4 protein-coding genes are annotated in these 17,909 nt (G+C 75.1%); 1 reads left to right on the top strand and 3 read right to left on the bottom strand.

Features of this window, described 5'->3' with window-relative positions; all coding sequences use genetic code 11:
- Nucleotides 1–127: 127 nt before the first annotated feature.
- Entirely contained in the window at nt 128–4,102 is a 3,975-nt protein-coding gene (locus ACH5AO_RS14610) for a metallophosphoesterase (RefSeq protein ID WP_398924600.1), read from the bottom strand.
- A 140-nt stretch (nt 4,103–4,242) separates the two neighbouring features.
- Nucleotides 4,243–5,301, bottom strand: coding sequence for an acyltransferase family protein (locus tag ACH5AO_RS14605; RefSeq protein ID WP_398924599.1), 1,059 nt, complete (start codon nt 5,299–5,301; stop codon nt 4,243–4,245).
- Nucleotides 5,302–5,483: 182 nt separating this feature from the next.
- Here ACH5AO_RS14605 and ACH5AO_RS14600 point away from each other — a divergent pair, with 182 nt between their 5' ends.
- Nucleotides 5,484–6,035 (top strand): tellurite resistance TerB family protein, encoded by a 552-nt coding sequence (locus ACH5AO_RS14600; RefSeq protein ID WP_398924598.1) that lies wholly within the window; start codon nt 5,484–5,486, stop codon nt 6,033–6,035.
- On the opposite strand, the gene ACH5AO_RS14595 is transcribed toward ACH5AO_RS14600, so the two are convergent.
- A complete protein-coding gene (locus tag ACH5AO_RS14595) occupies nt 6,012–17,888 on the bottom strand; it encodes an amino acid adenylation domain-containing protein (RefSeq protein WP_398924597.1) in 11,877 nt (3,958 codons plus the stop codon). The genes ACH5AO_RS14600 and ACH5AO_RS14595 overlap by 24 nt on opposite strands.
- Nucleotides 17,889–17,909: the final 21 nt, after the last annotated feature.

Raw genomic sequence — 17,909 nt, 5'->3', positions numbered from 1 at the left:
CCCCGCTCTCATTCGCCCCGCGCGGGGGCCCCCCCCAAGCATGGGGCCCGCGCGCGCCCCCGGCGGGGGGCCCCCCCCGCCCGCCCCCGCCCCGGGGGGCGGGGGGCCCGCGCCGCGTCTCAGCCGGTCACCGCCGGGTTCCGGCGGACGTGAACCACGGGTAGCCGGGGACGCCGGGACCCCAGTCGCCGGGCCGGCCGCCCGCGTCCTTGGTCACGAAGACGCTCGGCTCGGACGCGGTCACGCCGCCGCCGGCCGAACGCGCCGTGACGAACCACGCGTGGGCCGTGCCCGGCTTGAGGTTCCGCCAGGTCACCGAGGCGGTCCCACCGGAGTCGGCCCTGTCCCTGCCGATGACGCGCACCGGGTCGTACAGCGCCAGCGAGTCCGTCCTGAACGACGTGGTGCGGGTGTCGAGGTCCACCGGCAGCACCATGTTGTCCTCGGTGCCGTCGTAGCGGTGGTCCGCGTCGTACTCGGTGGCGCCGAACTCGTCGAGCAGCGGCGAGTAGGTGTCCACCGTCAGCTCGGACCGGTCGACGTCGAACTGCAGCATCCGGAAGAAGCTCGAACCGAACCGCAGCTGGTCGTCGGGCTGGTAGCCGCCCACTTCGGTCAGTCCGAGCCGGTCGGCGGACACGGTGTAGAACTGGTAGTCCGCGAGGAGTTCGACGACCCCGTGGGACACCTCGCCCACCTTGGGCTTCACGTTGGTGCCGACACCGTGTTCGTGACCGGCGAGGATCAGGAACACGTTCGGGTTGTCCTGCACCACCGTCTTGTACAGCATCGCCCCGTCGGGCGCGGAGAACCGGGCGCCGCGTCCGTCCGGGCTGTCGCTCGGCGCGAGGTAGTCGTGCGAGAGCAGGATGCCGTTGCGGTCGGGGTGGCGGGCGAAGACGGAGGCGGCCCACGCGGCCTCCTCCTTGGTGACGCCGTACGACAGGCCCACGACGACGAAGTCGACACCGCCGGCGGAGAACAGGTCGTAGTGGTTCTGGTTGTCGCCCGGCTTCCAGGGGCCGCCGTACTCGGCGTGCCGCCAGCCGTCGGACAGCGCCCGGTAGCGGTCCGGCCCGTAGTACCGGTTGTAGAGGGCGTCCGGCCCGTTCTCGGTGCCCGACTGGTTGTCGTGGTTGCCCGCGATCACCCCGTTCGGGACGCCGGCGTCGTCGAGGATCCGCTGCTGCCGGGAGGACACCTCCATCTCGCCCACGACCTGCCGCTGGGTGGCCTCGTCGGCGGGCTTGCGGATGTTGTTCTCGATGATGTCGCCGGTGTGGGCCACGTACGCGATCTTCCGCTCGTCCTTGTGGGCGGCGATCCAGCGCGTGACGTCCCCGTACGCCTTCTCCCACACCGCGCGTTCCGCGGCCGTCTCCTGCTCCACCGCGCCCTCGGAGAGGTACTGCGTGTCGGTGAAGTGGACGATCGAGAAGTCGTAGGAGTCCGGGTCGGCGAACCGGTCCGGGTCACCGGCCTCGATGTCGTCGGCGAACGGGTCCTCCCCGGTCACCATGACGTGCACCCGCTGCCGGTCGACGTACGCGCGGTCGACGACCGCCGTCAGCACGGTGTTCCCGTCGGCGGCGCCCCGGGCGCTGGTCAGCACGTCCCACCGCTTCGCCGCGGTGTTCCACACGCGCAGCGCGGCGAGCCGATCGGGGTCGATGACACCCTCCCAGCGCAGCACCGGCGCGTCGGCACGGCCCTTCACCGGGACGTCGAAGCGCTGGTAGGTGACCTCCTGGGCGGCGGGCGCGTCGAGGGTCCTGCCGTCGGTGGGCGCGAGGCCGGTGGCCTTCACCCGGTGCTCGCCCGGCACCCGCAGCGTCGTGGGGACGGCGTCCGCGGTCCCCTGGTACACCTGCCGCGGCGTGAGGATCTCGGCCTCGGAGAACGTGGCGCTCACCGTGCCCCCGTCGGGCTCGGCCACCTCGGCCGACAGCCGGACGCTGCGGCCCGCGTCGGTGGTGCCGGCCTTCGGGGTGAGGCCCTCGGGCGTGTCCGGGATGCCGGCGGAGGTGAACCTCACCTCGCGGGTGCCGGTGTTGCCGAGGCCGTCGGTGCCGGACACCGACAGGGTGTGGGCGCCGGCGGACAGTCCGGGACCGATGGCCGTGCCGGGCTCGACCGGCTTGCCGTCGAGCTTCACCGACGGTCCTTCGACCACGCCGGACGCGTCCTCCAGCCGGACGTCGAGCACGACCGACGCGGTGATCCGCTGCCCGGCGGCCGGGACACTGGTGGTGACCCCGGGCGCCGAGTTGTCGGTGACCAGCGTGCGCGTGGCCTTCTTCCCGGACCGGGAGACCGCGGCCAGGGTGTGCGCGCCGTCGTCGATCCGCCGGGTGTCGAGGTCGGCGCGCAGCCCCTGGGCCGGGCCCTCGACGAAGAACTCGAGGTCGATCTCGGTCAGCGGGTTGACGTTGTCCCCGCAGTTCCCGTCACCCAGGCTGTACGAGCCCTTGAGCATCCGTCCGGCGGCGGTGCCGCTCGCCGGGGTGAGGGTGATGCCGGAGACGGCGAAGTCGTCGCGGTTGTCCCCGCACGAGGTGGGGAACGTGCCGGCGACGAAGTCGACCGTGTTCCAGCCGGGTTCGAGCCACTCGTTGGGGAAGGCCAGGTCGACGTGTTCTCCGGCGAAGTCGCTCTCCAGCACCTGCTTGCGGCCGTTCACCAGGACGTGGTTGCCGTAGCGGGCCTCGATCGAGTTGCCGCCCACGGTGAAGCCGAGGGTGGCGGTCCCGGCGCCGAGGGTGTCGCTGACGTGCACGGCCGGGGCGTCGATCGAGTAGTGCAGTTCGGCCTCCCGCAGCCGGGTGTCACCGCTGCCGCAGGAACCGTCGCCCAGGGCGTAGGAGTCCGCGATGTCCCGGCCCGTGACGGTGCCGCCGTCCAGGGCGAGTTCGAGGTGCGCGATGTCGAAGTCGTCGCGGTTGTCGCCGCAGCTGTCCCGGTAGGCGCTGGTGACGACCTTGATGACGTTGTCCCCGGGCACCAGATGGCGGGCCGGGATCGCGATCTCCACCCGCTGGCTCACCCAGGTGCCGCCCAGGTCGATCCGCTTGCCGTTGACCAGCAGGTGGTTGTCGTACTTGTCGTCGATCGAGTTCGATCCGACGTCGAAGGAGAGGACGGCCGCGCCGCTGCCCAGGTGCGCCTCGGTGACGGGCGGCTCACCGTCCACGGTCAGCGACTTGACGCCGCCGTCGGTTCCGGCCGGGAGGCTCGCGGACACCGTCCGCCGGCCGGCCACCAGGGTGCCGTCCTCGGGCAGCAGCCGGGGCGCGCCGGCGGGCGCGTTGTTGACGGTCACGTCGTTCTCGACCGTCTTGCCCGACGCGGTGGTCGCGCTGAGGACGTGGGCGCCGTTGCGGAGCTTCGTGGTGTCCAGGTCGGCGCGCAGCCCGGTGGTGCCCCGCGGGTCGGACAGGGCGAAGAAGGTGAGGGTCGCCCTCGTCCGCAGGCTGGTGTTGGTGCCGCAGCTGCCGTCGCCGAAGGAGTAGGTGTACTCGTTCTCCTCGCCGTCGGCCCGCTCGCCGAGCAGCTCCAGGGCGATGTCCGAGAGCACGAAGTCGTCGTGGTTGGTGCCGCAGGAGCTCTCGACGGTCCCGGCGACGACCTCGATCGTGTTCTCGCCCTTGACCAGGTGCTCGTTGGGTATCTCGATCGTGCCCCGCTCGTTGACGAGGTCGCCGATGTCGGCCCGGTAGTCGCCGTTGACCACGATGTGGTTGTGGTAGCGGGCCTCCGTCGAGTTGGAGCCGACGTCGAAGGTGAGCCGGGACACCCCGACCGTGCGCTCCGCGTCGACCTTCTTCCCGTCGACCGCCAGCCTCGTCACGGAGTCACCGGTCAGTGTCGGTGTGGCCGCGAGGCGTTCGGTGCCCTCCAGGTAGGTCCCGTCACGCGGGACCAGGTCCGGCAGGCTCGACTCCGCCGCCGGAGCCGACTGCTCCGCGGGCGGCTCCGGGGCCGCCTGTGCCGCCTGTGCCGTCGTGGTGCCGCCCGCCAGGAGCAGCGCCGCGAGCACCGCTCCCGTGAGCCGCCGCGCCCCGGTTCCGCCACCCTGCCGTCTTCGCCGCTGTCCTGTCCGCATCAGCAGCCGCCCTCCCTGTTCGCCGCACGATGAAGGGCACACCGGCTGATGCGGGCATGCCCACGGCGCATCCTGGGCGGCGCGGATGAACGCGGGGGGAGCGGCCGTGAACGATCAGGGAAAGGAGGTCTCCGGTCCGGTCAGCGCCTGAACGCCCAGGCGGTCCTCGGCTCCACGGCCCAGCGGAAGACCCGTCGCACCGGCGGTGCGCACAACGCCGTCACGATCACGGCGGCGACCAGGGTGACCGTGACCTCGCCGAGCGGACGGTACAGCCAGTCCGGGTCGTACCAGCCCCAGTACTTGCTGACCTGCGCGACGAAACCGTGCAGCAGGTAGCCGTACATCGTGGCCGCGCCCAGCCCCGTGAACCAGGTCCGCCGCCCCGGCACCCAGGCGAGGAAGCAGGCGACGAGGAGCAGCGAGCAGCCGAACAGGAGCAGGGTCACGGCGGGGCCGTGCCAGGCGGGGGCGGACAGTTCCTGCGCGCTGTCCCGGTGGTAGAGCCAGCCGGACGTCACCCGGGGGACCGCCCAGTACGCCACAGCCAGCGCGCCGGCGAACACCGGCACGGCCAGCATCCGCATCCGGCGGTGGCGCACCGCCCGGAAGTGCTCGGCACGGAGGTGGAGACCGAGCACGAAGTACGGCAGGAACTGCAGCGTGCGCTGCACGTCGAGGTCCTCGCCGAGCGACGGGGACACCGTCGCCAGCATGGCGACGACGAGCGCGACGGGGACCGGCCACCGCACGAGCTTCCACAGCGGCGTGGTGAGCCGCCACACGAACAACGCGGCCAGGAACCACGTCAGGTACAGCGGCTCCAGCAGCGTGACCGGCCGGTCGGGGACGCCGTCCGTCCACCGGGTGAAGAAGGTGTACGCCGTCTCGAACACGAGGTACGGCAGGGCGACGCCGGTGACCAGGCGCTTGACGCGCTCCGGGCTGCCGTCGAAGCCGCGCGAGTGGTAGCCCGCGAGAACGATGAACGCGGGCATGTGGAACGCGTAGACGAGCATGTACAGCGCGCTGACGGCCCGGCTGCCGTCGCGCAGCGGTTCCCAGGCGTGTCCCACCGCGACCAGCACGATCGCCAGGTACTTGGCGTTGTCGAAGAACGCGTCACGCCGCGGCGCCCGCCGGGACGTGTCGTCCTGTCCGGTGCGGGGGACGGTGGCGGGGATGCTGGGCGACGACATTCCAGCCGCCTCACCCGTCCTGCGGGTGGCCAAACCTGTGATCCGTCCGGCCACTGACCGGAATGCCTAATTCCACCGTTTTGCGGGTCGGCTTTGCTTTTCTTTTGCCGTCCGGGAACATGGTCGCGGCCGCGTCCGTTTGACCGGACGGACCGTGACAGCGACAGAAGAGGTGGCACCAAGTGGCGATGTTCGACCGGCTCAAGGAACAGGCCAGGGCCCTCCAGCAGTCCCAGGGCGCACGGACGGGGAGCGGACAGCAGCACGGGCACGGCTCCTCCTCGGGCGGTGGCTCCAAGGCCCAGCTGATGGGGCTGTTCAAGTCCCAGCTCGCGTCGGCCAAGGCGGAGCTCAAGAGCGGCGCCTACCGGGACGCCAGCATGGCGATGTGTGCGCTGGTCGCCGCGGCCGACGGACGCGTCGACCCGGCCGAGCGGCAGCGCGTGGAGGAACTGATCGTCTCCAACGAGGTGTTGCAGAACTTCCCCGCGGACCAGCTCCGCAAGCGGTTCAACGAGCACGTGGACCGGCTCACGGCCAACTTCGAGCTGGGCAAGGCCCGGGCGCTGGAGGACATCGCCAAGGCGGCGAAGAAGCCGGCCGAGGCCCGGGCCGTCGTCCAGACCGGCATGGTCGTCGCCGGGGCCGACGGCAGCTTCGAGCCGGCCGAGCAGTACGCCGTGCGCGACGCCTGCTCGGCCCTCGGCCTGTCACCCGCGGAGTTCGGTATCTGACGGCGGCTCGGACAGTCCGGCGCCCGGCGCCGGGGCGACGGTGTGACCGAGCAGGTGCAGCGGTGCCGCCGTGACCCCGGCCTCCTCCACAGCGTCCCAGTGGGCCCGTGCCACCGCCGCGTCCACCAGGCCGTGCACCAGCGGCAGCCGGTCGTCCGAGGCACGCAGCAGGGACTCGGCGCGGCAGGAGGCCAGGGTTCCCTCGATCCAGGGCTGGGCGAGGTAGCCGGCCGCCGCCGCGGCCGGGAGGTCGTCGGCGACCTCCCGGCCGGTGCCGCCGACGTGCAGCAGCCCGCCGCCCACGACCAGGACGTCGCCCCGCTCCCGCATCCGGGCCAGGGCCCGTCCGGTGTCGAAGCAGTGCGGGAAGGAGTCGTCGACCACGACGGCACCGGGCCGCAGCCGGTCGACGTCGAGCACCGCCGTCGCCCCGCTCACCGCCGTCACCAGCAGATCCGCGGCGTGCACGGCGTCCGGCAGCATCCGCTGCGCCTCGACGGCCTCCACCTCGCCGGCCAGCCCGCGCTCCCGCAGCCGGCGGCCGAGCTCCCGCAGCCGGGGCCCGCTGCCGCGCACGTCGCACAGCAGCAGACGCCGGGGCGGGCGGGCGGCCAGTGACAGCAGCAGTTCGAGCGAGGACGCGCCGATCGAACCCAGCCCGGCGAACGCCACCTCCAGGTCCGCGAGGTCCCGGCCGGTCGCGTCCAGCGCCGCGTGCACCGCCTTGACCACCGACACCACCGTCGCCGCGTGCCCCGTCGTCACCGCCGCCGGGTACCGCCGGTGCCGCAGCACGTCGAAGCCGTACCCGGTCAGCGACGGGATCATCCCGGCGAGGGACACACAGCGCGCGCCGAGGGAGGCGGCCAGCGACACCGCGCGAGCGGTGTGGTCCACCAGGGAGGCCCCCCGCCCGAGTTCGTCGGCGAACAGCGGCACGCACACGAAACCCGACCGGCCCAGCGGCGTGCGCACCGTCTCCAGCAGCCTCGGCCCGCCGTCGGGGAACAGCAGGGCGCGCATCTCGGCCCGGGGCAGCGCCGCCTCGGGCAGGCCGGCCAGCCGCGCGAGGTGCTCCGGCGCCGGCAGATAGCCGACGAGAGCCGCGTCCATCGTCCCCCGCCGCTTTCCCGGCGGGGGCACCACGACCCGGCGGTTCCCGGCCGCCCGCACCAGACGGCCGCGCACCGAGCGGACGAAGCCGTCGAGCGCGTCCGGCGAGAACGCGGCGGCGCTGCCCCGTACCGTGACCCGCAGCCCGTCACCGTCCGGCCGTACCGCCATGAACAGGTCCGTCGCCGACGACGGCGGCAGGAACATGCTGTCCGCCGCCTCCCACTCCACCCGCAGCACACCGTCGCCCCGCGGGGCCAGCGCGGCGAAGTCGAGGTGGGTGAAGAAGAACTGCGACGTCACGGGCAGACCGTCGGCGTGCCGGGGAACGACGTCCTCATGGGCGCGCGCCTCCTCCGCCTCCGCCACGATCCGGCGCAGCGCGTCACCGAACTCCCCTTCCGTCAGGGGCGCGTCGGCCGCGCCGGCCGGCCGCACGGGTACGGCGCCGGCGAACGGCCCGAAGATCCGGTGCGCGTCGGGCAGCGCACCGTCCCGGCCGCTGACCGCCAGGCCCACGACCAGGTCCGGCCGGCCAGTCACCGCCGTCAGCTCCTGGTAGTAGGCGGTCAGCAGGGGGGCGTACAGCGTGGTCCGCGCGGCCGAGGCGACCTCGCGCAGGGCGGCCGTCAGTGTCGCGTCGAGCGTGAACCCGGCCGACTCGAAACGCTGGCCGCCGCCCATGGCGGCGGTGCGCAGCACCGGCGGCCGGTATGGGGCGTTCAGCCGGCCGGCCCGGGCCCGGCGTTCCGCCGTGGCCGGTGCGCCGGCACCGGACCCGGCCGCCGCCAGGACGTGGTCGCGGAAGCCGGCCCGCGGCGCGGGCGGTCCGGGCACGGCACCTCCCGCCAACCGGTCGTACACCTCGGTGAGTTCCCGTATCAGCAGGGCCGAGCTGTAGCCGTCGCCGATGAGATGGTGCGCGTGCACCAGCAGGACGTGTTCCCGCGGCTCCAGGGTGAGCACCCGTAGACGTATCAACGGCCACGCCCAGGGTTCCAGGCGCCGCTCCGCCTCGGTCGCGGCCCACTCGTCCACCCCGGCGGGTCCGGCGACCGTCTCGAAGTCGACCGGCAGCCGCAGCGACCGGGGCAGCTCCTGCTGCACGGACGGCCGGGCACCGGCGGGAAAGACGGTGCGCAGCATGCCGTGGCGCTCCACCAGCACGTCCACCGCCCGCTGGAAGAGGTCCGGATCCAGCGGCCCGGACAGCCGGAGCCGCGCCAGCCACGTTCCGCCGCCCGGCGAGAGCGCCTCGGCGAGGAGGAACCCGCGCTGACCGGGAGTGACCGGGAACGGGCCGGGGGCATGGTCACCGGCCGGGACGGGCGCGGAGTGCGCGGCCTCGGAGTTCTCTTCCGTGGCGGAGTTCGCAGTCCTGGGGTCTCCTTCCGCGGCGGCGTCCACGGCCTCCGCCAGCGCGGCGAGGGTGCGGTGACGGTAGATCACGGTCGGCCGGGGCAGCGGCCCCGCCCGCTCCGCGAGCCGCGCGAACACCTGGAGGACGAGCAGCGAATCACCGCCCCGTTCGAAGAAGTCGTCCTCCCGGCACACGGCACCCACCCGCAGCACCTCGCACCAGATCGCCGCCAGCCGCCGCTCGGTCGCCGTGGCCGGGGGAGTCCTCCCGTCACCGGACGGCGCGTCCGGACCGGGATCCGTCGCCGACAGCGCCGACCGGTCCACCTTGCCGGTTCCGGTCAGCGGCAGCGCGTCGACGCACGTGATCCGCGCAGGGACCATGTACGAGGGCAGCAGCCTGGCCACATGTCGGCGCACCTCACCGGCGACCGGCGGTTCGGCCCCCGTCCGGGGGGTGACGAAGGCGAGCAGCCGCCCCTCGTGCGCGAGCACCACGGCCCGTCCGACACCGGGGCAGGTCTGCAGCGCCGCCTCCACCTCGCCCGGCTCCACCCGGTTCCCGCGGATCTTCACCTGGTCGTCGAGCCGCCCCAGGAACTCCAGGACGCCGTCCGCCGACCGGCGCACCCGGTCCCCGCTGCGGTACCAGCGCCGCCCCCCGCGCATCGTGAACGCCCGCGCGGCCAGCTCCGGTTCGCCCAGATAGCCGGAGGTCAGACCGGTGCCCGCGATGAGCAGCTCCCCGGCCTCGCCCGGCCCGCACACGGCACCGCCGTCGTCGACCACCTCCAGCAGGGCACCGGCCGCGGGCCGCCCGATCGGCAGCCGCCGTACCCCGTCGTCCGGGCGTGCCTCGATGATGTGGCAGGTGGCGTTGACGGTCGTCTCGGTCGGCCCGTACAGGTTCGCGATGCGCGTGCCGCCGCCGAACAGGTCGAACCAGCGCCGCACGTGCTCCACGGGCAGCGCCTCACCGCCGACGTGCACCCAGCGCAGCGCCGACAGGTCCACCGGCGCCGCGCCCCGCGCCGCCCGTGCCTCGGCGGTGGACAGCAGCTGCTCCCACAGCGTCGGAACGGAACTCCACACGGTCACCCGCGCCCGCTCCACCCGCGCCAGCAGCAGCTCGGGGTCGCGCAGCAGGTGCCGGGGCACGGTCACCACGGTGCCGCCCACCATCAGCGGCGCGAGCAACTGGCGCACCGAGGCGTCGAAACACGGCGACGCGGTCTGCGCGAGACGGTCGTCGGGGCCGTAACCGAAGGTGTCGACGGCCCAGTCGAGGTAGTTCTCCATCGCCCGGTGGGTGACCGGCACCGCCTTCGGGCGTCCCGTCGACCCGGAGGTGAAGATGACGTACGCGACCGCCCCGGGATCCGGCGCGACGGCGATCGGACGGCCGTCGTCGGCGGACGGGGCGTCGGCGGACGGGGCGTCGACCGCCACAGTCCGTACGCCGGTCAGGGCCCGGGCGAGGCCCAGGGTGGGGGAGTGGCACACCACCGTGGAGGCGCCCGTACGGGTCAGCTGACCGGTCAGCCGCGCCCGGGGGTGCTCCGGATCCAGCGGGACCCAGCCGGCACCGGCCCGCAGGATGCCCACCACACCCACCACCGTGTCCGCGCCCTGCTCGGTCAGCAGCCCGACCAGATCGCCCGGACGGACGCCGTGCGCACGCAGCCGTGCCGCGAGAGCGGCGGAGGCACGGTCGAGTTCCCCGTAGGTGAGGGACGCCTCCCCGGCGTCGACGGCGGTCGCGCCGGAACGCGCACGGAACCGGTCGAGCAGCCGGGTGACCAGGGGAACGGGTCCGCCGGGCCGGGGGGACGGCACCGGTGCGGCGGGAGTGCGCGAGGCGGCAGCCAACTCCCCGCGGAACTCCTGGTCCAGACGGGCCACGGTGGCCCGCTCGAACAGCGGCGCCGGGAAGTTCCACGACACGCGCAGCACCGGACCGTCCGCCCAGCACAGCAGGGACAGCCGGGTCGTCGCCGACCCGGTGCCGGCCGCGGTCGCCCGCACCTCCACCGGGCAGCCGGGTGCCGCCGCGGCCGGGAACCGGGCGAAGCTGAAGCCCGCCGGGCTCACCGTGCGGGGCCCGGCACCGTCGCCGGGCAGCAGGCCGGCCAGGTCCAGGCTGCTCACCCCGGCGTGCCGCTCGCTCTCCAGCCACCGGCGGCGCAGCCGCTCCGCCAGCGCCACGACCGGCTCCCCGTCGTCCACCTCGCACAGCAGCGGCAGGGTGTCGGCGAGCGGACCGACGAGCCGCTCCACCCCCTCGAAGCGGTCGTCGCGGCCCGCCCTGGCCACGTTCACGGCGACGTCCCGGCGCCCCGTCCACCGGGCGAGGCAGCGCACGTACGCGGCGAGGAGCAGGTGGAACAGGGACACGCCGTGCGCGGCGGCGAGCCGTTCGAGACCGGCACTCGCCTCCGCGTCGAACGCGCCGTGGTGCTGCACGATCGGGCCGGTCGCCGGAGCGTCGGGATCACCGTCGTAGGGCAGCCGCAGGGGCGCGCCGCGCGCGGCGAGACGCTCCGCCCAGTAGCGCCGGACGGTGTCCGGCACGCCGGAATGCCGCGTGCTCGCCGCGTACCGCGCGAAGTCCGGCGCCGGCGGCACCGGCGGCGGTGCGGGCTCCCCGTGCCACAGCGCGGTGTACGAGGCCCACAGCTCCTCGGCGAGGACGTTGAGGCTGTATCCGTCGGCGGCCGCGTGGTGCACGACCAGCAGCAGGTGCGCGAGTTCCGGCTCCTGGCGGAGCAGTACGGCGCGCACCGGCGGGCCCGCCGTCAGGTCGAAGGGCCGGTTGCACACGGCGGACTCGACGCCGGCCACGTCCTCGGCGGCGCAGTCGAGCACCTCGTACCAGTCCGCCACCGGAACCGGCGCCGCCACTCGCTGCGCCGGCCGTACGCCCGAGGTGTCCACCCGCAGCCGCAGCATGCCGTGCCGCTCCGCCAGGTGCGCCAGCGCCCGGCCGAGGAGGCCGGTGTCGAGCGGGCCGCGGACCGTCAGCCGCAGATGACCGCGGGCCGGGACGTCCGGGTGGAGCAGGCTGCTGGTGTGCAGCGCGAGCTGGACGGGCGTCAGCGCGAAGGGCTCGCCGTCCGGGCGGTCCGGGGCCCGGCCGTCGAGGTGGGCGGCGAGTTCGCGCACCGTCCGGTGCTCGAAGAAGAGCGTGGTGGGCAGGGACCGCCCCAGCTCCCGCTCCAGCCGCTTGACGAGATCGACGGCGCCCAGCGAGTCCAGGCCGAGGGTCAGGAACGGCGTGTCGTCGTCGACCGCCGCCGGCGGGACATCGAGGGACCGCGCCAGCAGCTCCCGCAGTACGGCGGCCGTACCGGAGGAGGCCGGGCCCCGCCCGCGCGCCCCGTCGGCCGTGGGCGGCGGCACCGGCGCGGCGGAAGGCGCCACGGGCGTCAGATCGGCGAGCACCAGCTGCGCCACGTCCGTGCCGCAGGCCGACCGCAGGGCCGCCAGCGCGGGCGCCGTCGCCAGCGGCCGGCCCGCGCCGGCCGCGAGACCGCCGGCGCCCCCGGCGGCGAGGCCCGTCTCGCCGAACGGACCGAGGTTCACCGACAGCCACGGGCGGCCCGCCCGCCGCTCGGCGCCGGCGAAGGAGTCGAGGAAGGCGTTCGCCGCCGCGTACGCGCCCAGGGCGCCGGCCAGGCCGGGCAGCACCGACGACACCGACGAGAACGCGACGCACGCCCCGGGGCGCTGACCGTGCCGGTCCAGCGCCTCGGCCAGCAGGACGGTGCCGAGCGTCTTCGCGCCCAGCGCGTCGGCCGTCTCCCGCACGTCCGTGCCGCGCAGACTGCCGGGCCGGGCGACTCCGGCCGCGTGGAAGACGGCGTCCAGCGGGGGCAGCCCGGCGACGAGCCGTTCGACGTCGTCGGGGACGGTGAGGTCGGCCCTGACGTAGCGGGCGTCGGCGCCGAGCGCGGTGAGTTCCTCCAGCAGGCCCTGGGGCGGGTGGGGGGAGCGTCCTGCCAGTACGAGGACGGGGCGGGCCCGGTCCGCGAGGTGCCGGGCCAGTGCGGAGCCGATGCCTCCGGCGCCGCCCGTGATGAGGTAGGTGCCGTCGGCGGGCAGCCGGTCCCCGTCGGCGGTTTCCCTCTCGGCGCGTGGCACGACGGCCCGTACCGAGCGCCGCCCGGCCCGCCAGGCGACGGCTCCTTCCGCCTGCGGCGCGCACGCCTCGGCGAGCAGGGCCCGCAGGTGCTGCTCCTCGTCGTCGAGGGAGGAGAGGTCGATCCAGTTCGCGATCACCCCCGCGGACTCCTGGGGCACGGCCAGGGCGAGCCCGCCGAGGATCGCCTGGGCGGGGTCCGGGTCCTCCGGGCCGTGGCCCGTGACGTGCGCGTCCCGGGTCACCACCAGCAGGCGGCGGGCGCCGGTGCGGTCGAGCAGCGCGAGGGCTTCCCGTAGTGCCGTGACCGCCTCGTGCTGGTGCTGTTCGAGATCCGTCACCGTGTGCGGTCGGGCCGTCCCGGCGAGGAGGATCACGGTGTTTGGGGCCTCGGCGTCATCCGCTCCTCGGGCGGCGAGTCGGTCTGCCAGCCGGCGTACCGCTGTCGGATCCGCACCGGTCACTATGACGGCGGGGTGCGTCGGAGTGGGCCGGGGGTGGGGGTGCGCCGCTCGGCGCTCACGAGGTGCCTCCCCCAGTGCCTGAACGGCCTGGGAGGTACCCCCATCGCCCACCCTCCCCCACTCTCGGCTTCGCTCGAGCGGGGGGACCCCCATCGCCCCAGCGGCACGACTGCCCGCAGTTGGCGTGTCCTGCCACACGACGTCATACAACAAGCCCTGCACGGAGGGTCCGGGCCAGTAGGTGCGTCGCCGGTACGGGTACGGCGGGAGCGGGACCCGTCGGCAGCCCTCGTCGAGTGCCGTACGGTCCACCGGTACGCCCCGGGTCCACAGCCGTGCCACGGTCTCCAGCAACTCCCGTGCCCCGCCCGCCGCTCCGACCGCGGACACCACGAGGACATCGCCGTCCGCCGTGACCGTCCGGGTCGGGCCGAGGTCCACGAACGTGTCGTACCCCTCCTCCACCAGACGTGCCACCGCACGGTCGAACCGCACCGGGCGCAGGGCGTGTTCGCGCAGGTGGTCCGGGGTCATCGGGGGCTGCCACGCGGCGGTGAGCGTGCTCATCACCGGCGTCGTGGGCGCCGTCGGCGTCAGCCCGCGCGCCGCGTCCGCCAGGGCCTGCGCGACCGGTTCCATCAGCGGGGAGTGGAAGGCGCGCGACACCCGCAACGGACGTACGGCCGCGCCCTGTCCGGTGAGCCGACGCGACGCCTCGTGGACCGCGCCGGGGACACCGGAGATCACCAGCCGCCCCGGCCCGTTGTACGCCGCGACCGCCAGCTCACCCCCGGAGGCGTCCACCAGGGCGGCCACCTCCCGCTCCCCGGCGCCCAGTACGGCCGCCATGGCGCCCGGCGCGGTCGACCCGCCCATGAGCCGGCCCCGTTCCGCCGCGAACGTGACCGCCTCGCGCAGGGACAGCATTCCGCCCACGCAGGCGGCCGCGAGTTCGCCGACGCTGTGCCCGACGACCGCGTCGGGCCGTATGCCCCAGGCGGTCAACTGCCGGGCGAGGGCGACCCCGTGCGCGACCAGCAGCGGCTGCGCCACCTCCGTCGCGGCCAGGTCGTCCTCGGTCACGTCCGCGTCGACGCACCAGTCCGTCAGCTCCCGCCCGCACACCTTTCCGACGAGCGCCGACGCCTCTTCGAGCGTGGCGCGGTACACCGGGGCCGTGGCGTACAGCGACGCGCCCGGCCCCGGCCGCAGGCCGCCCTGACCGGGCAGGACGAAGACGGTCCGGGGCCGGTGCGTCACCGTCCCGGTCACCGCGTGCTGCCCCGTGGCGAGCCGTTCCGGCAGGTCGCCGTCGGCGACGAGCGCGAGCCGGTGGGGCCGCTCGTCGCGCGCCGCGCCGGCCGTCGCGCAGACGTCGGCCTCGTCGAGCTCCGGGTGCGCGCGCAGATGCTCCGCGAGCCGCGACGTCCATGCCTCCAGCCCCTCCGCGCTGCCCGCCGAAAGGGTCAGCAGACGGGGGCCGTCGGCCGCCCCGCGCGCGGGGCGCGCGGGCGGCGCCTCCTCCAGGACGGCGTGCGCGTTGGTGCCGCCGAAGCCGAAGGCGTTGACGCCCGCCCTGCGCGGCCCGTCCGACACCCAGTCGGTCTCCCCGGTGACCAGGGCGAACCCGGACCGTTCCAGCGCGGGCGAGGGCGGGGTGTGGTGCAGCGAGGCGGGCAGCCGGCCGTGGCCGAGGGCCAGGACGACCTTCACCAGCGAGGGCAGCGCGGCCGCGTTCAGCAGATGCCCGATGTTGGTCTTCACCGAGCCGAGCAGCCGGGGCCGGCCGTCCGGGCGGGGCGGGAAGGCATGGGCCAGGGACCGCAGTTCGACCGGGTCGCCGACGGCCGTGCCCGTGCCGTGCGCCTCGACGTAGGTCACCGACGCCGGGTCGACGCCGCAGTCCTCGTACGCCCGGGTGATCACCTCCCGCTGGCGCAGCGGATTGGGCGCCATCAGGCTCAGCGACGTGCCGTCGTTGTTGACGGCGGTGCCGCGGACGACGGCGAGCACCGTGTCACCGTCACGGTGGGCCTCCGCCAGGCGTCGTACGACGAGCGCCGCCCCGCCCTCGCCCGGTACGAACCCGTCGGCCGCCGAGCCGAAGGCGCGGCCGCGCCCGGTCGGCGACAGGGCCTGCGCCGCCTCCAGGGAACGGTGCGCGGCCGGGGTCAGGTGCAGGTTGACGCCGCCGACGACCGCGAGGTCGCACTCGCCGTCCGCGAGGCTGCGCCGGGCCAGGTGCAGGGCCACCAGGCCCGAGGAGCAGGCGGTGTCCACGGCCAGCGCCGGGCCGTCCAGGTCGAGGCAGTGCGCCACGCGGGCGGCGACGAGGTTCGGGAGGTTGCCCGTCAGGGCGGCCGCCCCCGGCGGCGCACCGCCGGGGGCGGCCTCGGCGAGGACCTGCCGGTAGCCGCTGTCGCCGACGGCGGCGAAGACGCCGATCCGCAGACCGCGGCGGCGCGGCCCGGCGTATCCGGCGCGTTCCAGCGCCTCGTGGGCGAGTTCGAGGAAGATCCGAGCCTGCGGGTCGAGCGCGCGCGCCTCCTCGGCGCCGATCCCGAAGTGCCCGGCGTCGAAGGCGGCGGGGTCGTCCAGGAAGGCACCCCACCGCCCCTCCTCCGCCGCCGCCCCGGCCGTGCCCCAGCGGCCCGCGGGCACCCCCGTCACGGCGTCGCGGCCGGCGGTGAGCAGCTCCCAGAACTCCTCCGGCGCATCCGCACCGGGGAACCGGCAGGCCAGCCCCACCACGGCGGTCCCCGAACCCCGGGACGACGTACCGCCCCCGGTCTCCCGCCGTCCGGACGCCCGTCGCCCCACCGCGTCCAGGAGGTGGTCGGTGAGGGCGGCCACCGTGTCGTCGCGCATCACGGCGGGCCCGAGCGTCACGTCCAGCGCCCGTTCCAGCTCGGCGAGCGCCTCCATCGCCTTGAGCGAGCCGCCGCCCAGCTCGGCGAACCGGTCCCGGTCCCCGAACGACGGCTCCGGTATCCCCAGCACCTTCGCCCAGACCTCCCGCACCACGCCCCGCACCTGAGCGCGGGAGCGGGGCACCGGCGCCGGATCCCCGGACGGCCCCGGCGGCTCCTGGCCCTCCTGGCCCGCCGGGACCTTTAGGGCCGCCGGAGCCTCCGGGGCCGTCCCGGAGGCGGCCGTGGGCCGGTACGCCCCCTCCTCGAACCGCGCCCGCATCCGCCGCCTCCGCACCTTGCCGCTGGTCGTGCGCGGGAAGGCGGACGGCGGCAGCGCGAACACCCGCACGTCGTCGTGGCCCAGCGCCGCCCGCACCCGCCCCGCCACCCGGTCCAGCACCCCGGCCGCCGAACGCGGCGGCCGGGCCCAGGCCACGAACACCACCACCCGCTCCCCGCCGGTCACCGGGTCGGTCGACCCGACCACCACCGTCGTCCCCGGCGGCACCCCGGGCGTGGCCGCCGCGACCTCCTCCATGTCCGGTGCGTGGAACGTACGGCCGTTGACGAAGAGCACGTCCTTGTGGCGGCCGCTGACGCACAGCCGGCCGTCCCGCAGGAAACCGAGGTCACCGGTGCGCAGCCAGCCGTCGGAGAAGGCGGCCGCCGTCGCCTCCGGCAGACCGTGGTACCCCCGGGCCACCTGCGGACCGCGCACCTCGACGTGCCCCACCCGCCGGTCGCCCAGCGGACGGCCCCGGTCGTCGGTGACGCGCACCGAGCACCCCGGCACCGGCAGCCCCACGTCCATCAACTCCACGGCGTCACCGCCCGGTTCCCGCTCCACCGCCCGTCCCCGGCTGAGCGCGGCACGTTCCAGGGCGACGGGCACGGCCACCTCGCCCGGCGGCGGGAACGTGACGGCCAGGGTCGCCTCGGCCAGCCCGTACACGGGCGTCGCCGCCCGGGGGTCGAGCCCGGACGGCCGGGTCCGGGCGGCGAAGTCCCGCCACACCGCCGGCGAGATCGGCTCGGCGCCCACCAGGATCAGCCGCACCGTGCTCAGATCGAGCCCGGCGAACACCTCCTCGGGGACCCGACGGACGGTCAGCGCCAGGGCGAAGTTCGCGGCGGACAGCAGGGTGGCCCGGTGCGCGGCGGCCACCTCGAACCACAGCCGGGGGTTCTTCGCGAACGACAGCGGGGCGATCCGCACCTGTCTGGCCCGCGCGGCGAGCGGCGCCAGATGGGTGCCGATGAGCCCCATGTCGTGGAAGTACGGCATCCAGCTCACCACCACGTCCCGGTCGGTGAGCGCGGCGGCCCCGGTCAGCTGGCGCAGGTTGGCCAGCACGGCGGCATGGGTCAGCTCCACGCCCTTGGGCGACCCGGTGCTGCCGGAGGAGAACTGCAGGAACGCCAGGTCGTCCGGGGCGGCGGTGGCGGGCGACCCGACGGCGCGGAACGTCCGCAGCTCCTCCAGCCGCAGGACCCGGGCACCGTCCGGGAGTTCGCCGGCCACGTCCGCGCAGGCCTCGTCCACCGCGACCGGGGGACGCCCGAGGTGCTCCCACACGGGGCGGACCCGCCGCACGTCGGGCGCCAGCGGCACCGGCACCAGACCGGCCGCGAGCGCGCCCCAGAACAAGGGCTGGAAGTCCTCACCGCGGTCCGCGACCACCGGCACGCAGGTGCCCGGCGCGACTCCCGCGTCACGGTAACCACCCGCGACCCGCAAGGAGTCCTCCAGCAGCCGCCGGAAGGTGACGGGCGTCTCCGCGCCGTCCCCCCGGACATGGACGATCACCTGGTCGGGGGCACGGCGGGCGGCGTCCAGCAGGACGTCCAGCAGCGTTACGGCGTTCATGGGTCCGTTCGTTCGTGCGCG

This window comes from Streptomyces sp. NPDC018964 (assembly GCF_044390325.1).
Taxonomy (GTDB): domain Bacteria; phylum Actinomycetota; class Actinomycetes; order Streptomycetales; family Streptomycetaceae; genus Streptomyces.
This window is presented reverse-complemented; position numbering and strand designations above follow the sequence as displayed.

Excerpts from the sequence above, each read along its gene's own strand:
- ACH5AO_RS14595 (WP_398924597.1), bottom strand. The coding sequence starts at position 17,888 with ATGAACGCCGTAACGCTGCTGGACGTCCTGCTGGACGCCGCCCGCCGT.
- ACH5AO_RS14610 (WP_398924600.1), bottom strand. The coding sequence starts at position 4,102 with ATGCGGACAGGACAGCGGCGAAGACGGCAGGGTGGCGGAACCGGGGCG.
- ACH5AO_RS14605 (WP_398924599.1), bottom strand. The coding sequence starts at position 5,301 with ATGTCGTCGCCCAGCATCCCCGCCACCGTCCCCCGCACCGGACAGGAC.